Origin of the sequence: Pseudomonas sp. S07E 245 (genome assembly GCF_019599025.1) — a bacterium.
Taxonomy (GTDB): Bacteria; Pseudomonadota; Gammaproteobacteria; order Pseudomonadales; family Pseudomonadaceae; genus Aquipseudomonas; species Aquipseudomonas shirazensis.
In genome coordinates this window covers 3,629,082-3,650,981 of record NZ_CP080625.1, presented here as the reverse complement: position 1 = coordinate 3,650,981, position 21,900 = coordinate 3,629,082, and the positions used below count along the sequence as shown (strand labels likewise).

21 protein-coding genes and 1 riboswitch are annotated in these 21,900 nt (G+C 63.3%); of the genes, 7 read left to right on the top strand and 14 right to left on the bottom strand.

Features of this window, described 5'->3' with window-relative positions; all coding sequences use genetic code 11:
• The first annotated feature begins 102 nt into the window (after window positions 1–102).
• From ribA to K3F44_RS16725, 3 genes are read left to right on the top strand one after another with little or no spacing between them, the layout of a single operon-like run.
• Complete coding sequence (gene ribA, locus K3F44_RS16735) at window positions 103–720, top strand: GTP cyclohydrolase II (RefSeq protein ID WP_101322302.1); 618 nt, start codon at window positions 103–105, stop codon at window positions 718–720.
• Complete coding sequence (locus K3F44_RS16730) at window positions 717–1,136, top strand: MFS transporter (protein WP_101322301.1); 420 nt, start codon at window positions 717–719, stop codon at window positions 1,134–1,136. Before ribA ends, K3F44_RS16730 begins: the two co-directional genes overlap by 4 nt.
• A complete protein-coding gene (locus K3F44_RS16725) occupies window positions 1,136–1,951 on the top strand; it encodes a cobalamin-binding protein (protein ID WP_220632627.1) in 816 nt (271 codons plus the stop codon). Before K3F44_RS16730 ends, K3F44_RS16725 begins: the two co-directional genes overlap by 1 nt.
• On the opposite strand, the gene K3F44_RS16720 is transcribed toward K3F44_RS16725, so the two are convergent.
• The 4 genes from K3F44_RS16720 to K3F44_RS16705 all read right to left on the bottom strand — a co-directional run bounded on the left by K3F44_RS16720 (window position 1,923) and on the right by K3F44_RS16705 (window position 6,989).
• Complete coding sequence (locus tag K3F44_RS16720) at window positions 1,923–3,800, bottom strand: TonB-dependent receptor domain-containing protein (protein ID WP_220632626.1); 1,878 nt, start codon at window positions 3,798–3,800, stop codon at window positions 1,923–1,925. The genes K3F44_RS16725 and K3F44_RS16720 overlap by 29 nt on opposite strands.
• Before the next feature lie 45 nt (window positions 3,801–3,845).
• The gene (dxs, locus tag K3F44_RS16715) at window positions 3,846–5,741 is read right to left on the bottom strand and encodes a 1-deoxy-D-xylulose-5-phosphate synthase (protein WP_220632625.1); all 1,896 of its coding nucleotides are present in this window, start codon (window positions 5,739–5,741) and stop codon (window positions 3,846–3,848) included.
• Between the two features lie 121 nt (window positions 5,742–5,862).
• Window positions 5,863–6,750 carry a (2E,6E)-farnesyl diphosphate synthase gene (gene ispA, locus K3F44_RS16710; protein WP_220632624.1) on the bottom strand — a complete coding sequence of 296 codons (888 nt, stop codon included), beginning with the start codon at window positions 6,748–6,750 and terminating at the stop codon, window positions 5,863–5,865.
• Window positions 6,747–6,989 (bottom strand): exodeoxyribonuclease VII small subunit, encoded by a 243-nt coding sequence (locus K3F44_RS16705; RefSeq protein ID WP_101322296.1) that lies wholly within the window; start codon window positions 6,987–6,989, stop codon window positions 6,747–6,749. The genes ispA and K3F44_RS16705 overlap by 4 nt, the downstream gene beginning before the upstream one ends.
• 255 nt (window positions 6,990–7,244) lie before the next feature.
• On the opposite strand from K3F44_RS16705, the gene K3F44_RS16700 reads away from it, so the two are divergent.
• From K3F44_RS16700 to K3F44_RS16690, 3 genes are read left to right on the top strand one after another with little or no spacing between them, the layout of a single operon-like run.
• The gene (locus K3F44_RS16700; protein WP_220632623.1) at window positions 7,245–8,648 is read left to right on the top strand and encodes an MBOAT family protein; all 1,404 of its coding nucleotides are present in this window, start codon (window positions 7,245–7,247) and stop codon (window positions 8,646–8,648) included.
• Window positions 8,635–9,735 (top strand): SGNH family hydrolase, encoded by a 1,101-nt coding sequence (locus K3F44_RS16695; RefSeq protein ID WP_220632622.1) that lies wholly within the window; start codon window positions 8,635–8,637, stop codon window positions 9,733–9,735. Before K3F44_RS16700 ends, K3F44_RS16695 begins: the two co-directional genes overlap by 14 nt.
• Before the next feature lies 1 nt (window position 9,736).
• Window positions 9,737–10,930 (top strand): SGNH/GDSL hydrolase family protein, encoded by a 1,194-nt coding sequence (locus K3F44_RS16690; protein WP_220632621.1) that lies wholly within the window; start codon window positions 9,737–9,739, stop codon window positions 10,928–10,930.
• 58 nt (window positions 10,931–10,988) lie between these two features.
• Here the strand turns inward: K3F44_RS16690 and ribB are convergent, their stop codons facing one another.
• Window positions 10,989–11,639 (bottom strand): 3,4-dihydroxy-2-butanone-4-phosphate synthase, encoded by a 651-nt coding sequence (gene ribB, locus K3F44_RS16685; protein WP_220632620.1) that lies wholly within the window; start codon window positions 11,637–11,639, stop codon window positions 10,989–10,991.
• A gap of 79 nt (window positions 11,640–11,718) precedes the next feature.
• Window positions 11,719–11,860: riboswitch (FMN riboswitch) on the bottom strand.
• Window positions 11,861–12,015: 155 nt separating this feature from the next.
• Between ribB and K3F44_RS16680 the strand changes: the two genes are divergently transcribed.
• Window positions 12,016–13,005 carry a zeta toxin family protein gene (locus K3F44_RS16680; RefSeq protein ID WP_220632619.1) on the top strand — a complete coding sequence of 330 codons (990 nt, stop codon included), beginning with the start codon at window positions 12,016–12,018 and terminating at the stop codon, window positions 13,003–13,005.
• 20 nt (window positions 13,006–13,025) lie between these two features.
• On the opposite strand, the gene K3F44_RS16675 is transcribed toward K3F44_RS16680, so the two are convergent.
• The 9 genes from K3F44_RS16675 to eat form a co-directional block, all read right to left on the bottom strand.
• The gene (locus K3F44_RS16675; protein ID WP_220632618.1) at window positions 13,026–13,922 is read right to left on the bottom strand and encodes an alpha/beta hydrolase; all 897 of its coding nucleotides are present in this window, start codon (window positions 13,920–13,922) and stop codon (window positions 13,026–13,028) included.
• Window positions 13,923–14,190: 268 nt separating this feature from the next.
• Window positions 14,191–14,892, bottom strand: a complete 702-nt coding sequence (locus K3F44_RS16670; RefSeq protein ID WP_188036735.1) for an XRE family transcriptional regulator — start codon at window positions 14,890–14,892, stop codon at window positions 14,191–14,193.
• 204 nt (window positions 14,893–15,096) lie between these two features.
• Window positions 15,097–15,624, bottom strand: coding sequence for an inorganic diphosphatase (gene ppa, locus K3F44_RS16665; RefSeq protein ID WP_101322289.1), 528 nt, complete (start codon window positions 15,622–15,624; stop codon window positions 15,097–15,099).
• Between the two features lie 93 nt (window positions 15,625–15,717).
• Window positions 15,718–16,533 (bottom strand): zinc-dependent peptidase, encoded by an 816-nt coding sequence (locus tag K3F44_RS16660; protein ID WP_220632617.1) that lies wholly within the window; start codon window positions 16,531–16,533, stop codon window positions 15,718–15,720.
• 7 nt (window positions 16,534–16,540) lie between these two features.
• Entirely contained in the window at window positions 16,541–17,188 is a 648-nt protein-coding gene (locus K3F44_RS16655) for a DedA family protein (RefSeq protein ID WP_101322287.1), read from the bottom strand.
• A gap of 221 nt (window positions 17,189–17,409) precedes the next feature.
• A complete protein-coding gene (locus K3F44_RS16650; protein ID WP_101322286.1) occupies window positions 17,410–17,874 on the bottom strand; it encodes an N-acetyltransferase in 465 nt (154 codons plus the stop codon).
• A 108-nt stretch (window positions 17,875–17,982) separates the two neighbouring features.
• Window positions 17,983–18,801, bottom strand: coding sequence for an ethanolamine ammonia-lyase subunit EutC (eutC, locus tag K3F44_RS16645; protein WP_150570983.1), 819 nt, complete (start codon window positions 18,799–18,801; stop codon window positions 17,983–17,985).
• A gap of 8 nt (window positions 18,802–18,809) precedes the next feature.
• A complete protein-coding gene (locus K3F44_RS16640; protein ID WP_220632616.1) occupies window positions 18,810–20,204 on the bottom strand; it encodes an ethanolamine ammonia-lyase subunit EutB in 1,395 nt (464 codons plus the stop codon).
• Window positions 20,205–20,253: 49 nt separating this feature from the next.
• Window positions 20,254–21,702, bottom strand: a complete 1,449-nt coding sequence (gene eat, locus K3F44_RS16635) for an ethanolamine permease (protein WP_101322284.1) — start codon at window positions 21,700–21,702, stop codon at window positions 20,254–20,256.
• Window positions 21,703–21,900 lie beyond the last annotated feature (198 nt).

Genomic DNA, 21,900 nt, shown 5'->3' with positions numbered 1-21,900 from the left:
ACCTTTCGATCTTAACCGACGGTATTCACCGTGCGCACGCTTGTCAGCCTGCTGATACAATCGGCCCACGTGAAATTCCAAGTTACTAATCAGGAGCACAACGTGCCCGTCGTCTTTGTTGCCGCCTCGAAACTTCCGACTCCTTTTGCGACCTTCACCATGCATGGCTTTCTTGACGAAGCCACGGGCCGCGAGCACGTCGTGCTCAGCCTGGGTGATATCGCTGATGGTGAGCCGGTGCTCGGGCGTCTGCACTCCGAGTGCCTGACTGGGGATGCGCTGTTCAGCCAGCGTTGCGACTGCGGTTCGCAGCTTGAAGCTGCGCTGCAGGCGATTGCCCGCGAAGGCCGCGGCGTGCTGTTGTACCTGCGTCAGGAAGGCCGCGGTATCGGCCTGTTGAACAAGATCCGCGCCTACGAGCTGCAGGATGGCGGCGCCGACACGGTTGAGGCCAACGAGCGTTTGGGCTTTGCCGCCGACCAGCGCGACTATGGCATCTGTCTGCCGATGCTCGAGCACCTGGGCGTCAAGTCGCTGCGCCTGATGACCAACAACCCGCGCAAGGTCAAGGCGCTGACTGCCATGGCCATCAACGTTGCCGAGCGTGTGCCGCTGCACACCGGTCACAACCCGCACAACAGCCATTACCTGGCGACCAAGGCCGGCAAGCTCGGCCACATGATGGGCACCGAGCACCAGGGTGAGGTGCCGCAGGCGTGACCCGCAGCGAGGTCAAGCGACGGCTGGCCCTGACCTGGTGGCAGTACCTGGCACTGGGCTTGCTGCCGCTGCCGATCATGGCCTGGGCGTTTGGCGGCGGTGACGGCCTGATTCCGGTGCTGGCGATGCCGCTGTTCATTGCCGGTGCCGCGACCATGTTTCTCAGCCTCGCTCGGTTTGCCGCGTACAAGCGCGCGTTGATCCACACCAGCAAGGTGCTCGGCAGCGTCGAAGAGCCCGCGGCCTGGATCGAGCTGGCGCGGGTACGCCGCCTGGCCATGCTGTACGCCTGCATCCCCGCCTGGGTCGCCGCACTGTCGGTGCTGGTCGGGCTGGAGGCAGTGCCCCAGGTGCTGCTGGCGTTGTCCACCGTGGTGATCCTGTACCTCTATCGCATCCCGCGTCAGCTGGGTTGATGCGGCTGCTCTGCTGCCTGCTGCTGATGCTCGGCAGCACCGTTGCCGCCGAGCCACTGCGGGTGGTCAGCCTGGCGCCGTCGATGAGCGAAATCATGCTCGAACTGCACGCCGATGACCTGCTGGTGGGCGTGCTCGACGGCGGCGAGCGGCCAGCGGCGCTGCGTCAGCTGCCGTCGGTGGGTCGCCAGGGCCAACTGGACGTGGAGCGCCTGCTCAGCCTGCGGCCTGACTTGCTGTTGTTGTGGCCCGGCGCCGTGGCCCCCGCCCAGCGCGAGCAACTGCGCCGGCTGGGCATCGCCAGCTACGATGGCGAAGTGGCCACGCTCGAACAATTGCTCAGCCACATCGAAGCTATCGCCAGCCGTATCGGCCGGGCCGAACAGGGCCAGCGCTACGCGGCGGGTTTGCGCCAGCGCCTGCAAGAGCTGCGGCAACGCTACCATCGCGAGCAGCCGCTGACGGTGTTCTATCAGGTCTGGGACAAGCCGCTGTATACCTTGGGCGGCAAGCAGATCATCAGCGATGCTCTTAGTGTATGTGGCGCGCGCAACGTGTTCGCCGACCTGCCGCAGCCGGCGCCGTTGGTTAGTGTGGAGTCGGTGCTGGCGCGCAACCCTGATGTGATTGTCGCGGGCGACCAGGCCCAACTGGCGAGCTGGCGGGCCTGGCCGCAGCTCAAGGCCACGGCTGGCGGTCACCTGCTGGTACTGCCGGACAACGGTTTGGAGCGCCCAAGCGGGCAGATGATCGAAGCTACCGCCAAGCTGTGCGCCTTGCTCGACGCTACAATGCCGGCGTCCAGGTCACGCTGAACAGCCAGCGGCGGCCTTCTTCGCGGTAGGCGTAGGCGCTGTTGTCGTAGCTGTAGAGCGCGCGGCTGTAGCCTTTGTCGAGCAGGTTATCCAGCTTCAGCTCCAGCTTTAGTTCATCACTCGCGGCCCAGCTACTGCGCAGGCCGAGCAAGCCATAGCCGGCCAATCTGTTGCGGTTGGCTTCGTCATCAAAGCTGCTGCTGACGGCTTGCCAGCTGGCGCCCACGCCGAAGCGCTCGTACTGGCGGTCCAGGTCCAGGCTCAGCGTGCGGCGCGCGCGGCGGGCGAGGGTGTGGCCACTGTCGCGGTCACGCGGGTCGATCATGGCCAGGCCGAGTTGGCTGTGCCAGGCACCCCACGTCTGTTTGAGGGCGAGGTCGGCACCGTTGATCCGAGCGCTGGCAACGTTGCGCGGGATCGAGCCCTGGCCAAAGATGATCGCATCGCTCAATTCGGTGCGGTACAGCGACGCCTCCAACTGGCTGTCGCTGCCGAGCTGGCTGCGCCACTGCAGCTCGACGGTCTTGGAATGCTCAGGCTTGAGGTCGGGATTGCTGTACGACGGGTAATACAGGTCATTGAAGGTCGGCGCACGGAAGCCTTCGCTGTAGGACAGCAGCACATCGTTGGCCTGATTGACCGGTAACGTCAGGCTGGCGCTCCAGGTTGTTTGGCCGCCGAACTGCTGGTTCTGATCACGGCGCACGCCAAGCTCGCTGGAGAAGTGCTCACCCTGATAGCGATGCTGCACAAATGCGGCACGGTTCCAGCGGCTGTCCTGATCCAGCTCGGTGTTGGCGTGCACGCGGTCCTGATACCAGTCACCACCCAGCAGCAGCGCGTGCTGCTCGCTCAGGGTCAGGTCGTTCTGCCAGGTCAGTTGGTCGCGGTAGGTGTTGAACACAAAGCGCTCGTCACTGAACTTGTCGCGTTTGTCGTCGCGGTTCTCGCTGTGTGCCAGCTCAAGGCGCGAATGCCAAAAATCGCTCAGTTGTGCATCGAAATAGCTGCCCAGGCTGCTGACGTTGAAGTCGGTGTAGGGCTGCTGGCCGAAGGTCTGGCGGCTGGCGAAGTCATAACGGCCGAACGGGTTGTCGTATTCACTGCGGCCTTGGCTGTCGAGCAGGTTCAGGCCCGCCTCGAAGCGCTCGTTGAACGTGTGGCTGAGGCTCAGGTTGAGCGAACGGTTACGGTAGGCATCATGGTCGCCATCTCTGGCCAGCGACGGCCCGGTCGAGTCGATGCCGGCGGTTTCGTCGAGGCTGGCACCGAGGTTGAAACGGGTCGCGTCGCTGCCCCCAGACAAGCCCAGACTGCGCTGCCAGGTCTGGTTGCTGCCGGCCGCAACGCGCAGACGTGGCTGCAGGCCGGGGCCGCCGCTGCGCCGGGTGAAGATCTGAATGACTCCGCCGATGGCATCGCTGCCGTACACCGCCGAACGCGAGCCGCGCAGCACTTCGATGCGCTCGATCTGATCGATGTCGAGAAACTGTAGGCCGCTGTCGCCGGAGGTGGCATTGGCGATACGCACGCCATCGACCAGTACCAGGCTCTGGGCGGCCTTGGTGCCGCGGATGAATATCCCGGGCAGGCTGCCGCGTCCGCCGGTGGGGGCAACCTGCACCCCGGGCACGCGGGTCAGCAGGTCAGTCACGCTGGAGGGTTGCAGGCGGTCGATGTCGCTGCGAGTGAACACGGTATTGGCGGCAGCGGTGCTGGTGCGCGATTCGACCTGGCGGCTGGCGCTGATCAGTACGTCTGGCAGCTTCAGGGCGTCATCGCGGCTGGGTTCGGCGGCGAGCAGGGTGCTGGGGAGGGAGAGGAGGGTGGCCAGGGTTGCGAGTTTCATGACAGTTCCGTACGGCGCTTTGGGGCCGCAAAGCGGCCCCAACAATCACAAGCCGAGCTTGACCATCCGGGCCCGCACCGAAGCTTCGATGCCAGCCGCGTCCAGCCCACATTCAGCCAGCATCTGCGCAGGTTTGGCGTGCTCGACGTAGGTATCTGGCAGGCCCAGGTGCAGCAATTGCTTGAGCACCGCTTCGCGGCTGAGGAATTCGCCAACCGCAGCGCCAGCGCCGCCCATGATGGCGTTTTCTTCGATGGTCACCATCAGCTCGTGGTTGGCCGCCAGTTCCAGCACCAGGGCCTCGTCCAGTGGTTTGACGAAACGCATGTCGACCACGGTCGCATCGAGCTTTTCAGCCACTTGCAGGGCTTCGCTCAGTTGCACGCCGAACACCAGCAAGGCCACGGTTTTGCCTTGGCGGCGAACCACGCCTTTACCGATCTCGATGGGCTCGAGGTCGGCACTGATCGGCGTGTTCGGGCCGGTCCCGCGAGGGTAACGCACGGCAGCCGGGCCGTTGTAACGGTGGCCGGTGCTGAGCATCTTGCGCAGCTCGTTCTCGTCGCTCGGGGTCATCACCAGCATGCCGGGGATGCAGCGCAGGTACGACAGATCGTAAGCGCCAGCGTGTGTCGGGCCGTCTTCGCCGACCAGGCCGGCGCGGTCGATGGCGAACAGCACATCGAGGTTTTGCACGGCCACGTCGTGAATCAGCTGATCGTAGCCACGCTGGAGGAACGTCGAGTAGATCGCCACCACCGGCTTGGCGCCTTCACAGGCCATACCGGCAGCCAGCGTCACCGCGTGCTGTTCGGCGATAGCTACGTCGAAATAGCGCTCGGGGTAACGCTCGCTGAACGCAACCAGGTCGGAGCCTTCTTTCATCGCCGGGGTGATACCCACCAGGCGCGGGTCGGCAGCCGCCATGTCGCACAACCACTGGCCGAACACTGCCGAGTACTTCGGCCCGCTGGCTTGCTGCGGCACTACTGGCTTGTCGGCGGGTTCGAGCTTGGTGATGGCGTGATAGACGATCGGGTCGACCTCGGCCGGAGCGAAACCCTTGCCCTTCTTGGTCACCACGTGCAGGAACTGCGGGCCCTTGAGGTCACGCATGTTGCGCAAGGTGGCGATCAGGGTCGGCAGGTCGTGGCCATCGATCGGGCCGATGTAGTTCCAGCCGAGCTCTTCGAACAGGGTGCCAGGGACCAGCATGCCCTTGGCGTACTCTTCGGTACGGCGGGCGATTTCCCAGGCGCCGGGCAGGCGCGAGAGGACCTTCTTGCTGCCTTCGCGCATGCTCGCATAGGTGCGGCTGGAGAGGATCTTGGCCAGGTAGTTGGACAAGCCACCGACGTTGCGCGAGATCGACATGTCGTTGTCGTTGAGGATCACCAGCATGTCGGCGTTGACTTCCTGGGCGTGGTTCAACGCCTCGAAGGCCATGCCGGCGGTCAGTGCGCCGTCACCGATCACCGCAATCGACTTGCGCGCGCTGTTTTGCAGGCGGGCGGCGATGGCCATGCCCAGCGCAGCGCTGATCGAGGTGCTGGAATGGCCCACGCCAAAGGTGTCGTACTCGCTCTCGGAGCGGCGCGGGAAGGCGGCGATGCCGTCCTTCTGGCGCAGGCTGAGCATGCGCTGGCGACGGCCGGTGAGGATCTTGTGTGGATAGGCCTGATGGCCGACGTCCCAGACCAGACGATCATCGGGGGTATCGAACACGTAGTGCAGGGCTACGGTCAGCTCGATCACACCGAGGCCGGCACCAAAGTGCCCGCCGGTCTGGCCTACGGTATAGAGCAACTCCTGGCGCAACTCGTCGGCCAGGTTCTCCAGGTCGGCTTCGGCCAGCCGGCGCAGGCCGGCGGGCGTGTCGGCGCGGTCCAGCAGCGGAGTGGCCGGGCGTTCGCGGGGGATCTCTTGAAACGTCGTGGGCATCAGGCGAGTCGTTATAGGTTTGAAGACCCGGCAGTTTACCCCATTGTTCGGCAAACTGCCCATTCACACAGGTTCAGCCGCCGCGCTGCCAATGCAACGCGAGCGGGTACTGCCAGTACTGTCAGTGGCGGCGCTCGACGATATAGCGGGCCAGCGCACGCAGGGGTTCGGCGTGCTCGCCAAAGCCGCTCAGCGCCGCCAGGGCCTGGTCACGCAGTTCGCCGGCATAGGCTTTGGCTGCGTCCAGCCCCAGCAGGGCCGGGTATGTTGGTTTGTCACGGGCTATGTCAGCACCCTGGCGTTTGCCCAGGGTCGCGGTATCGCTCTCGACATCGAGAATGTCGTCCTGCACCTGGAAGGCCAGGCCAACCGCGCGTGCATACACCTGCAATGCATCCAGCTGTGCTTGATCGGCGCGGGCGCTGGCCAGGGCGCCAAGGCGCACGCTGGCTTCGATCAAGGCACCGGTTTTGTGCCGGTGCATGTATTCCAGCGCCTGCTGATCCAGCTTGACCCCGACCGAGCCGAGGTCGATGGCCTGGCCGCCGACCATGCCGGCAGGGCCGGCAGCGTTGGACAGGGTTTGCACCATGGCCAGGCGGATCGAGTCGGCTTGCGGGCTCAGGCCCGGGTCGAGCAGGGCGGTGAAGGCCAGGCTCTGCAAACCGTCGCCGGCAAGAATCGCACAGGCTTCGTCAAACGCCTTGTGGGTGGTCGGCTGACCGCGGCGCAGGTCGTCATCGTCCATCGCCGGCAGGTCATCATGAACCAGCGAATAAGCGTGGATCAGCTCGACCGCACAGGCTGCGCCGTTGGCTTGCTCGGCCGGCGTGCCGAAGGCTTCGCAGGCGGCATAGGCGAGCAATGGCCGCACGCGCTTGCCACCGTTCATCACGCTGTAGCGCATGGCCGCATACAGGCGCTGCAATTGTTCGGCAGGCGCTTGCAGCAGCGGTTCGAGGGCGGCGTCGACGCGGGCCTGGCAGCTGGCCTGATAGGCTTTGATCATGCTTCAGGCTCGGCGTCGAACGGCTGCGCGGCAAGTTCGCCGTCGCGCTCGAGCAGAATCTGCACCTTTTGTTCGGCCTGGGCGAGCGCGCCCTGGCAGTCACGGGTCAGGGCGATGCCTTGCTCGAAGGCGGCCAGCGACTCTTCCAGCGACAGTTCACCGTTCTCCAGACGCTCGACCAGGGTTTGCAGGTCGGCGAGGGATTGCTCGAAATCGATGGAGGTTTTTTTGCGGGCCATGGCGACGGTCTCGGTGGCGATCTTAACGGCGCGACACTAGCAGAGGCAGGCATGCGGAGCAAATTCGACGGGCGTGAGCGGACCTACTGGCATGCAATAAATGCTGTCGCATTTTGTAGCATTTACCTTGGTGTGCTCATCTTGCGTTTTACAGACTTGTCCAATTGTCGCCCTCTGGTCCCTCTGACATAATCCCGCGCGCTCTATTCCGGTGCTTTACCGCCCCTCTCTCCACGTCACGTAACGGACTACGTTGTGAGCTTCCTTTCGATCGAATTTGGCCTCTGCTTTGCGTTGTTCTTCCTACTCTACTGGAGCCTGTGTTGGAGCCTGCGTCTGCAGAACGCACTGCTGTTGGCGGCGAGCTATGGCCTGGTGGCCAGCTTCAGCCTGCAGTCGCTGTATATCCTGCTCGGTTACAGCGTGCTGGTGTACGCCCTCGGGCTGCTCGCGGCGCGCTATCCCGGGCGCTGGTTCATCAGCGGTTTGCTGCTGACGTTGGTGTTGGGCTGCTTCTATCTATTCAAGTATCAGGAGTTCTTCGTCAGCGGCGCACAAAACGCCCTGGCTGCGCTGGGCCTTGATGTGTCGTTGCCCATCGTCGAACTGCTGGTGCCGATCGGGCTGTCGTTCTATGCCTTTCACTCGGTCAGTTACCTGGTCTCGATCAACCGTCGCGAGCTGAGCACGGCGGCGCCGTTGGACCTTGCCCTGTATCTGGCGTTTTTCCCAAGCCTGGTGGCCGGCCCGGTCAATCGGGCCCTGCACATGCTGCCGCAGATTCGCCCCGAAGCGATGCGTCAGGTGCTGGAGCCGCAACGGGCGCTGGGGCTGATCGCCATGGCGGTGGTCAAGCTGTTCTTCCTCAGCGCCTGGCTTGGCAGCGAGTGGGTCGATCCGGTGTTCGACACTCCGGGCAGTGCCAGCCCCGAGCAGGTGTTGCTGAGCGTGTATGGCTACAGCCTGCTGATCTACTTCAACTTCAGCGGCTACACCAATCTGGTCACCGGCATTGCCCTGCTGCTGGGCTTCCGCCTGCCGGACAACTTCGCCGCACCCTACGCTGCGCACAATCTCAAGGAATTCTGGGGACGTTGGCATATCAGCCTGTCGCGGTTCATACGTGACTATGTCTATATCCCGCTGGGCGGCAACCGCCAGGGCGCCTGGCGCGGCAACCTGAACATGTTGCTGGCCATGCTGGTGTCCGGCTTGTGGCACGGCGCCAGCGCCAACTTCCTCATCTGGGGCGCGCTGCACGGCATTGGCCTGGCGATCTACAAGCTGTTCGCACAATCGGCGCCTGGCTTCGCCAAGGTGCCCGGGGCGGGCTTGCTGGCGCGCTTGCTGACCTTCCACTACGTGGCCTTTGCCTGGATCTTCTTCCGCAGCCCGACCCTCGACGGCGCCCTGGAGATGCTGGCGGATATCGCCCATGTCAGCCTGGCCGGGCTGAACTCGTCCAGCGGCGTGCTGATCCTTGCCTGCGTGCTGTATCTGGCCATTTATCCGCAGTTGCTCAAGCTGCTCGAGCGCAGCCTGGCGGCCAGCCAACGCCTGCCGTGGCAGTTGTACCCGGTGCCGTTGGCGCTGTTCGTGTCGTTGATCATCTTCGCCTCGCAGTCGGGCGTACCGGGGTTCATCTATGCCAGCTTCTAATTCAGGGCAATTGCTGCGCGTGCAGCTGGACGCGGCCAAGGCGCTTTACGCGATCGTGGTGGTGATGGGCATCTTGTTCTGGCTCAACCAGGACTCGATCAAGCTCTACTGCCAACAAAAATATCACCAGAGCTGCGAGCTGCCGCTGGTTGGGCAAGCGCCGGCCTGGCGCTTCGGGGCCAGCCTGACCACAGCGTTGGGCGCGGCGCACGACAGTTTCATCGCCAGCCTGGAGGGCGACAAGCAGGGGGTCGCGGCGCCAGCCACAACCGTGCTGGCGCCGAGCATGCCGGTGGTGACCGTTGATCTTGAACAACCGCTGCCTGCGGCCAGGCCCGAGCCCGTGCACAGGGTGGCCGAGCCTGGCGCAAGTACGCCGCTGCCGGTTATCCAGCAGGCGCCAGTGCCATTGGCGCAAACCGCTAGCAGCGTGGTCCTGGCCGCCGGTGACCAAGTGTTTCTGGTCGGTGACTCGTTGATGCAAGGGGTCGCCCCTCACCTGGCCAACAGCCTGCGCAAGCGTTACCAGATCAACACCGTCAACCTCAGCCGGCAGAGTACCGGCCTGGCTTATCCGGGCTTTTTCAACTGGCCGCAAACCGTCGCCGACACGCTGGCGCGGGAGCCGAACATCCGCCTGATGGTGGTGTTCCTCGGCCCCAACGATCCATGGGACATGCCGCAAGGCAAGGGCAAGCCGTTCCTGCGCTTCAAGTCAGCGGAATGGGAGCTGGCCTACCGTGCCCGGATCGACGCTATCCTCGAACAGGCCCGCGCGCGAAATGTGCAGGTAATCTGGGTCGGGCCACCGAACATGAACCAGCCGCGGCTGTCTGCTGCAATGGCTTACCTGAGTGGCTTGTACCAACAACAGACGGCGCTGTTCGGCCAGCACTTCGTGTCCGCCAACCCGTTTCTGGGTTACCCCGACGAACAGTTCTCCTTCACCGTGCAAACGCCGGAAGGCAAGCGGGTCAAGGTGCGCTACGACGACGGTGTGCACTTCACCATTACCGGCCAGAAAATGATCGCTGCACAGGTACTGTCGCTGATCAGTTTTGCTGGCCTGACCGTTACAGGACACTGATATGCGCCCATGGCGTCACTTGCTGGGCCTGGCCCTGTTGATCAGCAGCATGCAAGGCTGCAGCGCTGGCGTAACCGCGCCGCCACAGCCGCAGCCGGTCAAACAGGCAAAAAACCCCAGCCCGACCCGGGACGGCAACGTCAGCCTGCTCGCGGGCAAGCTGCGCAACGCCGGCCGAGCGCCGGTGGCGATTGTCCAGCTGGGCGACTCGCATACCGCTGCAGACTTGTTCAGCGGCGAGCTGCGCCGGTTGCTGCAGGCGCGTTACGGTGACGGTGGCATTGGCCTGGTGCCGGCCACCGCCGTGCCCGGCATCCGCCATGACCGGGTGATCATCAACAGCGAGCCGCGGCAGTGGACGCTGGTGTCGGCGCGCAACCAGCAGAGCAGCCAGTTTCCGTTGGGTGGTTACTTGTCCATCCCGCAAGCGGCGCAGCCGTTGGTCACCCTCAAAGCGCGTGATGATGACCACCAGCGCTATCGCATCTCTGCGTTGTACCAGGCAGCCAGCAACAGCACGCTGGTGGCCAATGGCACGCAGCGGCGCATGCTCCCGGCCACCGCCGGCAAGTGGCAACTGAGCCCGGCCTTCCCCAACCTCGGCTTGCCCGTGCAGATGAGCTTGCAGCCCAGCCAGGGCGTACTGCTCGGTGGCTGGTACATCCAAGGGCAGAAGAACAGCGGGGTGACCTTGTCGGCGTTGGGTATCAACGGCGCCCGCCTGGAGGTGGTCGACAAGTGGCAGCCAGGTTGGCAAGACAGCCTCAAGGCGCTGCGCCCCGACCTGGTGATCCTCGCCTACGGCACCAACGAGGCGTTTGACGACACCCTCGATCTGGCGCTGTACCAGACGCAACTGGACACCACCCTGACGCGCTTGCGGCAGGACATGCCGCGCAGCGCGATCCTGCTGGTCGGCCCGCCGGACTCGATCAAGCAGCGCAAGGCGCGCAGCTGTGCAGCACGGCAGCCGCAGCCATTGGCCGCAGTTGTGCGCATCCAGCGTCAGCTGGCGCAGAAGCACAAAGCGTTGTTCTGGGATTGGCAGGGTTACATGGGTGGGCCGTGCTCGATTGCAACCTGGCAGGCACAGGGGCTGGCGCGGGGTGATCTGGTGCACCTGACCGCAGATGGCTATCGCAAGAGTGCGGCGGGGTTGTACCAGTTCCTGAAAGGTCCGCTAGGCTTGCGCTAGCGCTCAGGCTGGCACGGGGCAGGCCGCAGATACCGGCTCGCCCCGCGTCAGGTTGCGATCAGACGGCGACGGCTTCCAGCTGGGTCAGCGCCACGCGGTACTGGGCCAACTCCTCGATGGTCAGCATCGGCATGCTGTTTTCACGCGCATACAAGGCCACCTGCTCGCCGCGGGCCATGCTGCCATCCGGGTTCATCAGTTCGCACAGCACGCCGGCCGGCCGCAGCCCGGCAAGGCGCGCCAGGTCGACCGTGCCTTCGGTGTGACCACGGCGGGTCAGCACGCCGCCATTGCGCGCACGCAGCGGGAACACATGGCCCGGGCTGACGATATGGCGCTGTTCGGCGCTCGAGCTCAAAGCCGCCTGAATGGTGGTGATCCGATCATGCGCAGAAACGCCAGTGGTGATGCCCTCGGCCGCCTCGATGGTGACGGTGAAACCGGTGCCATGGCGGGCCTGGTTGTTCTTCACCATCGGCGCCAGCTCGAGCGCGTCGACCGTGGCTTCGTCCAGGCACAGGCAAACGATACCGCTGCAATCGCGGATCATCATGGCCATGGTTGGCAGCGAGATGTTTTCGGCGGCGGCAATGATGTCCGCTTCGTCCTCGCGGTCATTGTCGTCGAGCAACAGGACCGGACGGCCTGCCTGGAATGCAGCCAGTGCGGCGGCAACATTGGGGAATTGCTGTTGGTGCTTGGGTGACATGAAACGCTCCTCGTGAAAAATCGATGAACGTCTCGGGGCGAACAAAACGCGCGCACAGGGGCACCTGATGGCCCCTGCCAAACGCCTTCTTTCATCCGGACTATGACCGTCGGCCCTGGAATCTCACCAGATCTGCTGTCCCCCGACCGGGTCGGGGCGCTCGCGGGCTCATCTTTCGATTTACCGCCGGTGGGGACTTGCACCCCGCCCTGAAGACCGGCTCAGCATACAGCACCGAGGCACCGGGCTGGCAAGCGCCGGCTCTGCGACTTTCGCCGTAGTCGGCGGTGGCAATTATTTACCGCCTCAGCCTGGCGAGCGTGCTGCAGCCTATCGACCCCCCGACATCGGGCTGATCCTCAAGGAGCACACGCGCATGACCAGTCAATACCCATTCAGCGATGACGATGTGCAGAAAGCGTTCGATCAACTCAGCGTGACGCTGTTCGATGTACAACGTGATTTCGACCCTGACGACCACCAGTTGCCGAGCCCGAAAATACTGATCGTCGCCGGTGCGCAGGGCTCGGGCAAAACCTTCCTGCTGGAAAAAAACCTGCTACCCAGTGGGTCCTATGAGAACTACGTACGCCTATACCTGCCGGCGTTTCGTGAGTTGCACCCCAGTTACGCGCAGATGCAGGCGCAGGGTGTGCTCCATGTGTACGAGCACACTGAAAAGTTCATCTGGGCACTGGGCGCAAAAGTGTTCGCTTACGCCTTTGCCAACAAGTACAACATCATCATGGAGTCGGCGCTGGATAACATCGAATTTGCCAGATTTCCACCGGCGGCAACGGCAGCGGGCTACCGTTTCGAGGTCCATATGATCGCCTGCCAAAAGGAACTCAGCCATTGGGCAACGCTTGATCGAGTGGTCAAAAGCATCGAAACCAGCGAGCTTGAACGAGTGGTGTCATTGACCCAGATCGAGGAGGCGCAGTTCAACGCCAAGGCGATTCTGGATGCCTTCGAGAATGCCTGCACTCAAGTGCCCGGCTCGGAAATCACGCTCTACCAGCGCGACCTGCCGACCAACATGGAGCGCCAAGTGCTCTGCCACAGTACCTGCGACAGCTATGCAGAGCTCACGCCGCAGGCGGACTTCAAGGGCCAGCCGTTCGCTCAGGTGCCACAGCTGGGCGTTAAGTTTGGCATCCTGCGCAATGCTCAGGCCAACTCCCCATGCGCTTATCTGCAGTATGCGCAAGTCGTTCACGCTGGGCTGATAATCGAAGAGGTGCGCCAGAAAATGGTTCAGAAGTGTTGCGCTACATTGGCCAAAGCCCACCCGCTGATGCCCGCGATTCCGGCTGAGGTGTTCCGCGCCTTGTCCATGTATGTGCTCAAGTACGTCCATCCATAACGCAGCACACCGCCTGCTGATTACTTTGAAAGCGTTTCCAGCAGATGCGCCAGCGATGCAGGCAGCATTGCTCCGTGGCTCAGGTCATCGAAGCGTTGGTAAGAGACGTCCAGGCCGTTTACCTGGCCAAGCTCGGTCGCCAGCTCACGCATCGGCCGCTCGGCATCTGCCTGCTGCTGTCCACGCGGACTGGCTGGTTCGGCTGTGCCACGCATCAGCAGCAGGGACGGTCGAGCCTGACCAAGACGCTGCTGCAGGCCATGCGCTTCACGCCCAATCGCACCGTCATGCCACCACAGCGAGGGGCTGGCGGCTGCGTAGTGGCTGAACTCGCCTGGGCGGGTGAACAGCGCATGCAGGACCGCAAGGCCGCCGTAGGAGTGGCCCCACAGCGTCTGCCGGTTGGTGTCGATTGGCGCGACACTGGCGACCAGCGGGCGCATGTGCTGGCTGAGCAGGTCCAGAAACGCGTCGACACCACCGCTGGGCAGGCCCGTTAGCGGGTCGAGCTGTTCGGTCAAGCCAGTAACCGTAGGCGTGTAATCGAAGCTGCGCGCGTTTCGGTCAATGCGTTGCTCACCCTGATAACCCACGGCTACCAGCAGTGGGGCTTGTCCGTTGGCGAGTTTCTCCAACAGCCCCGGTTGCAGCACAGCCATCGCTGCATTGCCGTCGAGCATCCAAAGCACCGGGTAGCCGGCAGCCGGGGCCGGGCTGTTGGGTTGGCCGACCCACAATTGGTAGTGGCGCTTGCCATCGTCGGAGTCCAGCCTGAAGGTGCTGAAGCGATAGACCTGACTGTCGCTTTGCAGCCGGCTCGAATCGACCGTCTGCTCGCGGGCAGGTGGCGCTGCAAGCGTCTGGCCAATGACGACGGGGCCGAACAGGAGGGTAATCAGCAGCGGGACGATTTTCATCATGGGCTACCTGCGGGAGGGCGGGTGAATTGCGGGCATTAAAAAGCCGGCTTGTGGCCGGCTTCTCGGGGACGATCTTGGCTCATTTTTGGTAAGCCGCAACCGCCTTAAACGGTATGACCTCAAGGGCCATGAAAAGAAGGCAGACGGCTGTGTCAGGCGTCGCCGAGCCCTCTGCAACGCGGCCTGGGCCGGTGTGGGGCGTAATGTGGGCCGAAGCATACTAGGGCTGGCAGCCGATGCCCAGCAAAAAATTGCACGGGGTATTTCAGGAGCTGGCCCGCTGGTTGAAATATGACCAGTGGAATACCCAGCCGATGATTTCCAGCCCTTGCTCCTGACGTTGCGCGAAGGTGTAGCGCTCGACCGCGTAGTTACGCTGGTCATGGCTGTGCAGGCATAGGGTGTCGTCGTGCTCGAGGCTGAGACAGTGCACCTTGAGCTGGCCGTTGTGCAGCAGGGCATAGGTTTGGCCATCGACTACGTGGGTGCTGCCGCGGTCGATGGCAATGATCGCGTCCTGCGGGATCATCGGCGCCATGTTGCCGGCGGGCATGAGCATGCAGATCGCTCGCTGAGGGAACACGCCGAGGGTTTCCAGGGACTGTGCCGGCAGTGTCAGGTGGCCCTGCATGTCAGGTGACAGCTGGTTGCCGTGCAGCCGGTACAGGGAGATCCGCAGCAGCCGGCCGTCCAGGTCGAGCAGCGAGGTGGGTTGGTGCACTGCCTCGGCGCAGACGCCGCTCTGGCGCAGGATGGCGCTGTGGTATTTGGGCCCTACGCCGTTCATCAGCCAGCGCCGGTGCACGCAGAACAGATCGGCCATTTCATCCATGCGTGCCAGAGGCACACCGCGTTTGAACCAATTGTTGACGTGCTGGGGGGTAACGCAACGCTGGGCGGCGAAATCGGAAGGGGTCAGGTCGCATTCTTGCAGGAGTGCCTTGAGGCGGTCGCCGGATGTCGTCATGGGCGAAGTTTAACGGGGGCAGAGCGGCAGGAAAATGAACTGAGGGTTTGATTTTGTTGTGGGAAAACAGAGGGTTTGTAGGAAGGATCCTAGGACGGATTTTGTGCGAGGGAGTCTGCAGCAGGGAAGAGCAGGCATGAAAAGGGGCGCAAAGCGCCCCTAGACACATGGTCTGAACGGCATCACCGCTCAGACTTGTTCGGCTCAGCCCTTGTAGGCAGCAACCGATTTGGTGATCGCTTCACGAGCGGCATCGGCGCCGGCCCAGCCTTCGATCTTGACCCATTTGCCCTTCTCGAGATCTTTGTAGTTCGCGAAGAAGTGCTCGATCTGCTGGATCAGCAGCGCTGGCAGGTCGGTGTACTCTTTGACGTCGACGTACAGCTGCGACAGCTTGTCGTGCGGGACAGCGATGACCTTGGCGTCGCCGCCGCCATCGTCGGTCATGTTCAGCACGCCGACCGGACGGGCGCGGATGACCGAGCCTGGCGCTACCGGGTACGGAGTCACGACCAGCACGTCGAGCGGATCACCGTCGTCGGCCAGGGTGTTGGGGATGAAGCCGTAGTTGGCCGGGTAGAACATCGGGGTGGCCATGAAACGGTCGACGAACAGGGTGTCGCTGTCCTTGTCGATCTCGTATTTGATCGGGGCGTGGTTAGCCGGGATTTCGATGGCGACGTAGATGTCGTTCGGCAGGTCTTTGCCAGCCGGAATCTTGCTGTAGCTCATTGGGCAGGGCCCCCGTGTCTGTTCAGAAAATTGGCGGCGATTATAGGCATATTCCGCCAGTGCACGCCACGCCCTGCCTGATGTGTGGCCAGCTCAGGGCTGACTGGCGCAATACTGCGGATCTTCGGCCTGCAGCCGGGTCAGGCGGGCCAGCGGGTCCTGCCGGTAGAACTGGACCAATTGCTGATAGACCTGCGGATATGCCTGTTGTAGCAGGTCAGGCCCACTAAAGAAGTATTCGCTGGTGACGGCGAAAAACTCTGCAGGATTCTCCGCGGCATACGGGTCAATTGCGGTCTCGGCATCCGGGTTGGCATCAAGCTGGCGGTTGAGGTCGTCGTAGGCGCTCTGCATCGCAGCCGACCAGTCGCCGACGTGCATGCCGTGGTGCAGTGGCGGCAGGCCGTTGGCATCGCCATTGAGCATGTCGAGCTTGTGTGCCAGCTCGTGGATCACCAGGTTGTAGGCCTCCCAGCCGCCACCGGCGAGTACCCCGTCCATTGCCAGAATGACCGGCCCCTGTTGCCAGGCTTCGCCGCTGTGCTCGCTGTCATAGACGTGCTCGACGCCGCTGGCATCGCGGTGGCGCTGGGGGCTTTTGAAGTCGTCGGGGTAGAGGATGATCTCGTGAAAACCCTGATACCAGTCAAGATCCCCCAAGTGCAGCAACGGCAGTTGCGCCTGGGCGGCGAGCAGCAGGCGCTGCTCGTCATCCAGTTCGACCCCGGGCAGGCAGGTCAGGTGTTTGGCATGCAGAAACAGCACGCAGGCCTCACGCAGCCAGTGGTCATCCTCGGCGGTTATGCCATCGAGCACCGGCAGGCGCTGGCGCACGGCCTGCCACAACTGCGCATCGATTGGGTAGCGCGCCAGGGTGCGCCGGCGCCGCCAGGCGCGTAACGACCACATGTGCCGATCAGTGCGCCTTGGCCGCGCGACCGAAGCGGCCACGCAGCAGGCCGAGCAGCATCGGCACCAGCGACAGGACGATGATCACCACCACCATCAGCGACAGGTGCTGCTTGATGAACGGCACGTTGCCGAAGAAGTAGCCCAGGGTGACCAAGCCGCCGACCCAGAGCAGCGAACCGGCCACGCTGAAAGTCAGGAAACGCGGGTAGTGCATATGGGCGATGCCGGCGACAAACGGCGCAAAGGTGCGCAGGATCGGCAGGAAGCGCGCCAGGGTCACGGTCTTGCCGCCATGCTTGTCGTAGAAATCATGGGTCCGCTGCAGGTAGTCGCGGCGGAAGATCTTCGAGTTGGGCTTGTTGAACAAGCGTTCACCGGCCGTGCGGCCTATCACGTAGTTGGTGCTGTCGCCGAGGATCGCTGCGGCCATCAACAGGCCGGCCAGCAGCACCGGGTCCATGCCACCACCGGCGGCCACTGCACCGGCAATGAACAGCAGCGAGTCGCCCGGCAGGAATGGCATCACCACCAGCCCGGTTTCGCAGAAGATCACCGCGAAGAGAATGGCGTAGATCCACGGGCCGTAGTTGTTCACCAGCAGATCAAGGTAGGCATCGAGATGCAGGATGAGGTCAAGCGGGTTGAAATCCATGTACAGCACCTGTGTTCTTGACCCGCGACAACGGGCGCGCAAAGACGGAAATCGGCTACGCATGCGTGAGCGTAGGTAAACTTTCACACATGTAAAAAAGGGATTATACGGACAAGCTGGGATCGTGCCCGGGGAGATTGTAGCGGCGGATTACCGGCCGGCGGCAAAGGCCGTGGCGCTGGTGTCTGCAGCAGCGGCTGCACGCCGCTGCCACAGCGCGATCAATCCGAGTTGATCGGCAGGGTGTAGTTCTTGAACTCGGTGTCCTCGCGAAAGCCCATAGACTCGTAGGTTTTCATGGCGACCTGATTGTCGGTGCTGGTCGATACGCGCATGCGCACGGCGTTGGTTTCCTTGGCCATCTTCTTTGCTTCACGCATCAGGTGGTCGGCTACCAGCATTCGCCGGGCATCTTCGGCGACATAGATGTCATTGAGGATCCACACACGCTTGAGCGACAGCGACGAGAAGCTTGGATACAGCTGGCAGAAGCCCAGCAGCTTGCTGTCGTCGACATCGTCATCGGCGAAGGCCAGATAGATCACCGACTCCTCCAGCCGCAGGCGCTTTTCGAGAAAGCTGCGTGAGCTGTCCGGGTAGGGCAGTTGCCCGTAGTACTCGCGGTATTTGACGAACAATGGGTTGAGCAGGTCGAGATGTGCCAGGGTTGCCTTGATGATGCGCATGTACGGCCCTCAGAGTCCATTTAGGCAAACGACAGGTTGCCGACAACGTTCGCGCCCATGCTGCCCCAAAGCAGGCGCGAAGCGCAATCCAGCCGCCAGCAGTGATAACTACTGTTCGCCGAGCAAAAAGTTACCGCGTTTTGCGCTGGGGTCTGACGAGTCGAGGCTCAGTACCTCGGCTTCGTCTTTGAGGTTCACGCCCGACAGCTGGCGCCGACACGCTTCGCGCATCAGATACAACAGGCGATGCGCGGCCATGCCGTAGCTCAACCCCTCTAAACGCACGTTGGAGATGCAGTTGCGATAGGCATCGGTCAGGCCGACCTTGGGCGCGAAGGTGAAGTACAGGCCCAGGCTGTCGGGCGAGCTCAGCCCCGGTCGTTCGCCGATCAGCATGACCGTCATGCGTGCACCGAGCAGCTGGCCGACCTCGTCGGCGACCGCGACGCGGCCTTGTTCGACCAGCACCACCGGTGCGCTGCTCCAGCCATCGGCTGCGGCCTGCTCTTCGAAGCGGCTGAGAAACGGCAGGGTATGCCGATGCACCGCCAGCGCAGAAAGGCCATCGGCCACGACGATAGCCAGATCGACCCCTCCGGGGTTGGCCTTTACGTGCTCGCGCAGTTGTTCGACCGAGGCTTCATTCAACCGTCGACCCAGGTCAGGGCGCTGCAGGTACTGGTCGCGATCACTGGCGGCGCTGTGCAGCAGCAGGCTTTCGCGGCCGCGGTCGCTGAGCTGACTGCGCAGCCCGGCGTGGTCGAACGGCAGGTGCACGGCATCGCGGGCCTGGGCGTGGGCGAACTGGAAATCCAGCTGGGCGCTGGTCGGCAGACTGATGCCGCTGCGGCCCAGGGCGATGCGCGCCGGAGTCAGGCTGCGCAGGGCCAGCCAGGGGTTGTCGGTGGTTGGTGTGTGCTGATCCATGGTCATCCCTATGCGAGCTGCGCCAAGGCCTGGCGGAAAGCGGGCGGCAGGTTGTCGCCAAAGCGAATGCGGCCATCGGCCTGGGTGAAGATGCCGGTGCGCTTCAGCCAGGCTTCGAATTCCGGCCCGGGCTTGAGGCCAAGGGTCTGGCGCGCGTAGAGGGCGTCGTGGAACGAGGTGGTCTGGTAGTTGAGCATGATGTCGTCGGAACCGGGGATGCCCATGATGAAGTTGATCCCGGCGACCCCCAGCAGGGTCAACAGGGTGTCCATGTCGTCCTGATCGGCTTCGGCGTGGTTGGTGTAGCAGATGTCGCAACCCATCGGCACACCGAGCAGCTTGCCGCAGAAGTGGTCTTCGAGGCCGGCACGGATGATCTGCTTGCCGTTGTACAAGTACTCCGGGCCGATGAAACCGACCACGGTATTGACCAGAAACGGCTTGAAGTGGCGCGCCACGGCGTAGGCGCGGGTTTCGCAGGTTTGCTGGTCGACGCCATGGTGGGCGTTGGCCGACAGCGCGCTGCCCTGGCCGGTCTCGAAATACATCAGGTTCTGCCCGACGGTGCCACGCTTGAGCGACAGGCCCGCGTCATAGCCTTCCTGCAAGACATTGAGGTTGATGCCAAAGCTGGCGTTGGCCGCTTCGCTGCCGGCGATCGACTGGAACACCAGGTCCAGCGGCACGCCGCGGTTGATCGCCTCGATCGAGGTGGTGACGTGGGTCAGCACGCAGGCCTGGGTCGGGATCTGGTAGCGCTGGATGATCGCATCGAGCATTTCCAGCATGGCGCAGATCGACGAAATGCTGTCGGTGGCCGGGTTGATGCCGATCATCGCATCGCCGTTGCCGTACAGCAGGCCGTCGAGAATGCTCGCGGCGATCCCGGCTGGCTCATCGGTCGGATGGTTGGGCTGCAGGCGGGTCGACAGGCGTCCGCGCAAACCCATGGTGCCGCGAAACTGAGTGACTACGCGGATCTTCTGCGCGACCAGGATCAAGTCCTGTACCCGCATGATCTTCGACACCGCCGCGGCCATTTCCGGGGTCAGGCCAGGGGCGAGGGCGCGCAGGCTGTCTTCATCGGCCTGCTCGCCGAGCAGCCAGTCGCGCAGGCCGCCGACGGTCAGGTGGCTGACCGGGGCGAAGGCCTCAGCGTCGTGGCTGTCGATGATCAGTCGGGTAACTTCGTCCTCTTCGTAGGGGATCAGCGCTTCGCTTAAAAAGTGCGTGAGGGGGATATTGGCCAGGGCCATCTGCGCGGCGACGCGTTCGCCGTCATTTTCAGCGGCGACTCCGGCGAGGAAGTCACCGGAGCGGGCCGGGCTGGCCTTGGCCATGACTTCCTTGAGACTGTCGAAGCGGTAGACCAGATTGCCTACCGTGTGTACGAAACTTGCCATACAGACTCTCCAGAGCGCCGCAGGCAGGGCCTGCGGCGCATAGCGGCAATCAGTGCAAGGCCTCTTCGGCCTTCTGGATCGCAGCGAACTCTTCTTCCGGTGTGCCCGCTACCAGGTGGTGACGGCTGTAGAACGCAAAGTAGGCAATCAATACTGCATAGATCACCGCAGCGCCAATTACCACTCGCGGATCGACCAGGAACCCGGCAATCACCGCCACGCAGGCCAGCACCAGCGCCACGCCCGAGGTGAAGATGCCGCCTGGGGTGCGGTACGGGCGGTCCATTTTCGGCCGGCGGATACGCAGAGTGATGTGCGCCGCCATCATCAATACATACGACAGCGTCGCGCCGAAAACCGCGACCAGAATCAGCAGATCACCTTGACCGGTCAGCGACAGCGCGAAACCGATGATGCCCGGGATGATCAGGGCCAGCACCGGCGCCTTGCTCTTGTTGGTCTGCGACAACTTGCGCGGCAGGTAGCCGGCGCGCGACAGGGCGAAGATCTGCCGGGAGTAGGCATAGATGATAGAGAAGAAGCTGGCGATCAAACCGGCCAGGCCGACCAGGTTGACGAAGCCGCCCATCCAGGTCGAACCGCCGTAGGCTTTCGACAGGGCTTCAACCAGCGGGTTGCCGGAGGCTTTCAGCGCTTCCGAGCCGGCTCCGCCGGGGCCGATCACCAGAATCAGCAGGGCAAACGCCAGCAGCACCAGCATCGCGCCGATCAGGCCACGCGGCAGGTCACGTTTCGGGTTCTTGGTTTCTTCGGCAGCCAGCGGCACGCCTTCGACCGCGAGGAAGAACCAGATCGCATAGGGGATTGCCGCCCACACACCGAGGTAGCCAAACGGCAGGAAACTGCTGGCGCCGGCGGCGTTGGTTGGAGCGATGTCAAACAGGTTGGCCGCATCAAAATGGGGCACCATGCCGAGCAGGAACACCACCAGGGCAATCGCTGCCACCGCGGTGATGATGAACATCAGCTTCAATGCCTCGCCGACCCCAAAGATGTGGATGCCGATGAAGATGATGTAGAAGGCCAGGTAGATCATCCAGCCGCCAATGCCGAACAGCGACTCGCAGTAGGCGCCGATAAACACCGCAATCGCCGCGGGGGCAATGGCGTACTCGATCAGGATCGCGGTGCCGGTGAGAAAACCGCCCCACGGGCCGAACGCACTGCGGGCAAAGCCGTAGCCACCGCCGGCGGTAGGGATCATCGACGACAGTTCGGCCAGCGAGAAGCACATGCACAGGTACATCGTCGCCATCAGCAAGGTGGCGAGGAACATGCCGCCCCAGCCGCCTTGGGCCAGGCCGAAGTTCCAGCCGGCGTAGTCACCGGAGATCACATAGGCGACCCCGAGACCGACCAGCAGGACCCAGCCGGCGGCGCCTTTTTTCAGTTCGCGTTGCTGGAAATAGTCGGAGCCGACCTTTTCGAAATCGACGGAAGAAGTAGCCGGCGTACCGGCGGGATGATCGCTTGGCATTGGATTCACCAGTTATTTTTTTTGGGGGCCGAAGGGAGTGCGGCCACTTGGTGATTTGTCTTGCATGAAGCGCGCCAGAGCGGTTGCTGCTCTGGGGGTGTGGTGTGTCATCGCCATTTTGCGGCCCTCCGCGGGCAAGCCCGCTCCCACACTCGCCTGTAGGAGCGGCCTTGTGTCGCGAAAGGGCTGCAAAGCAGC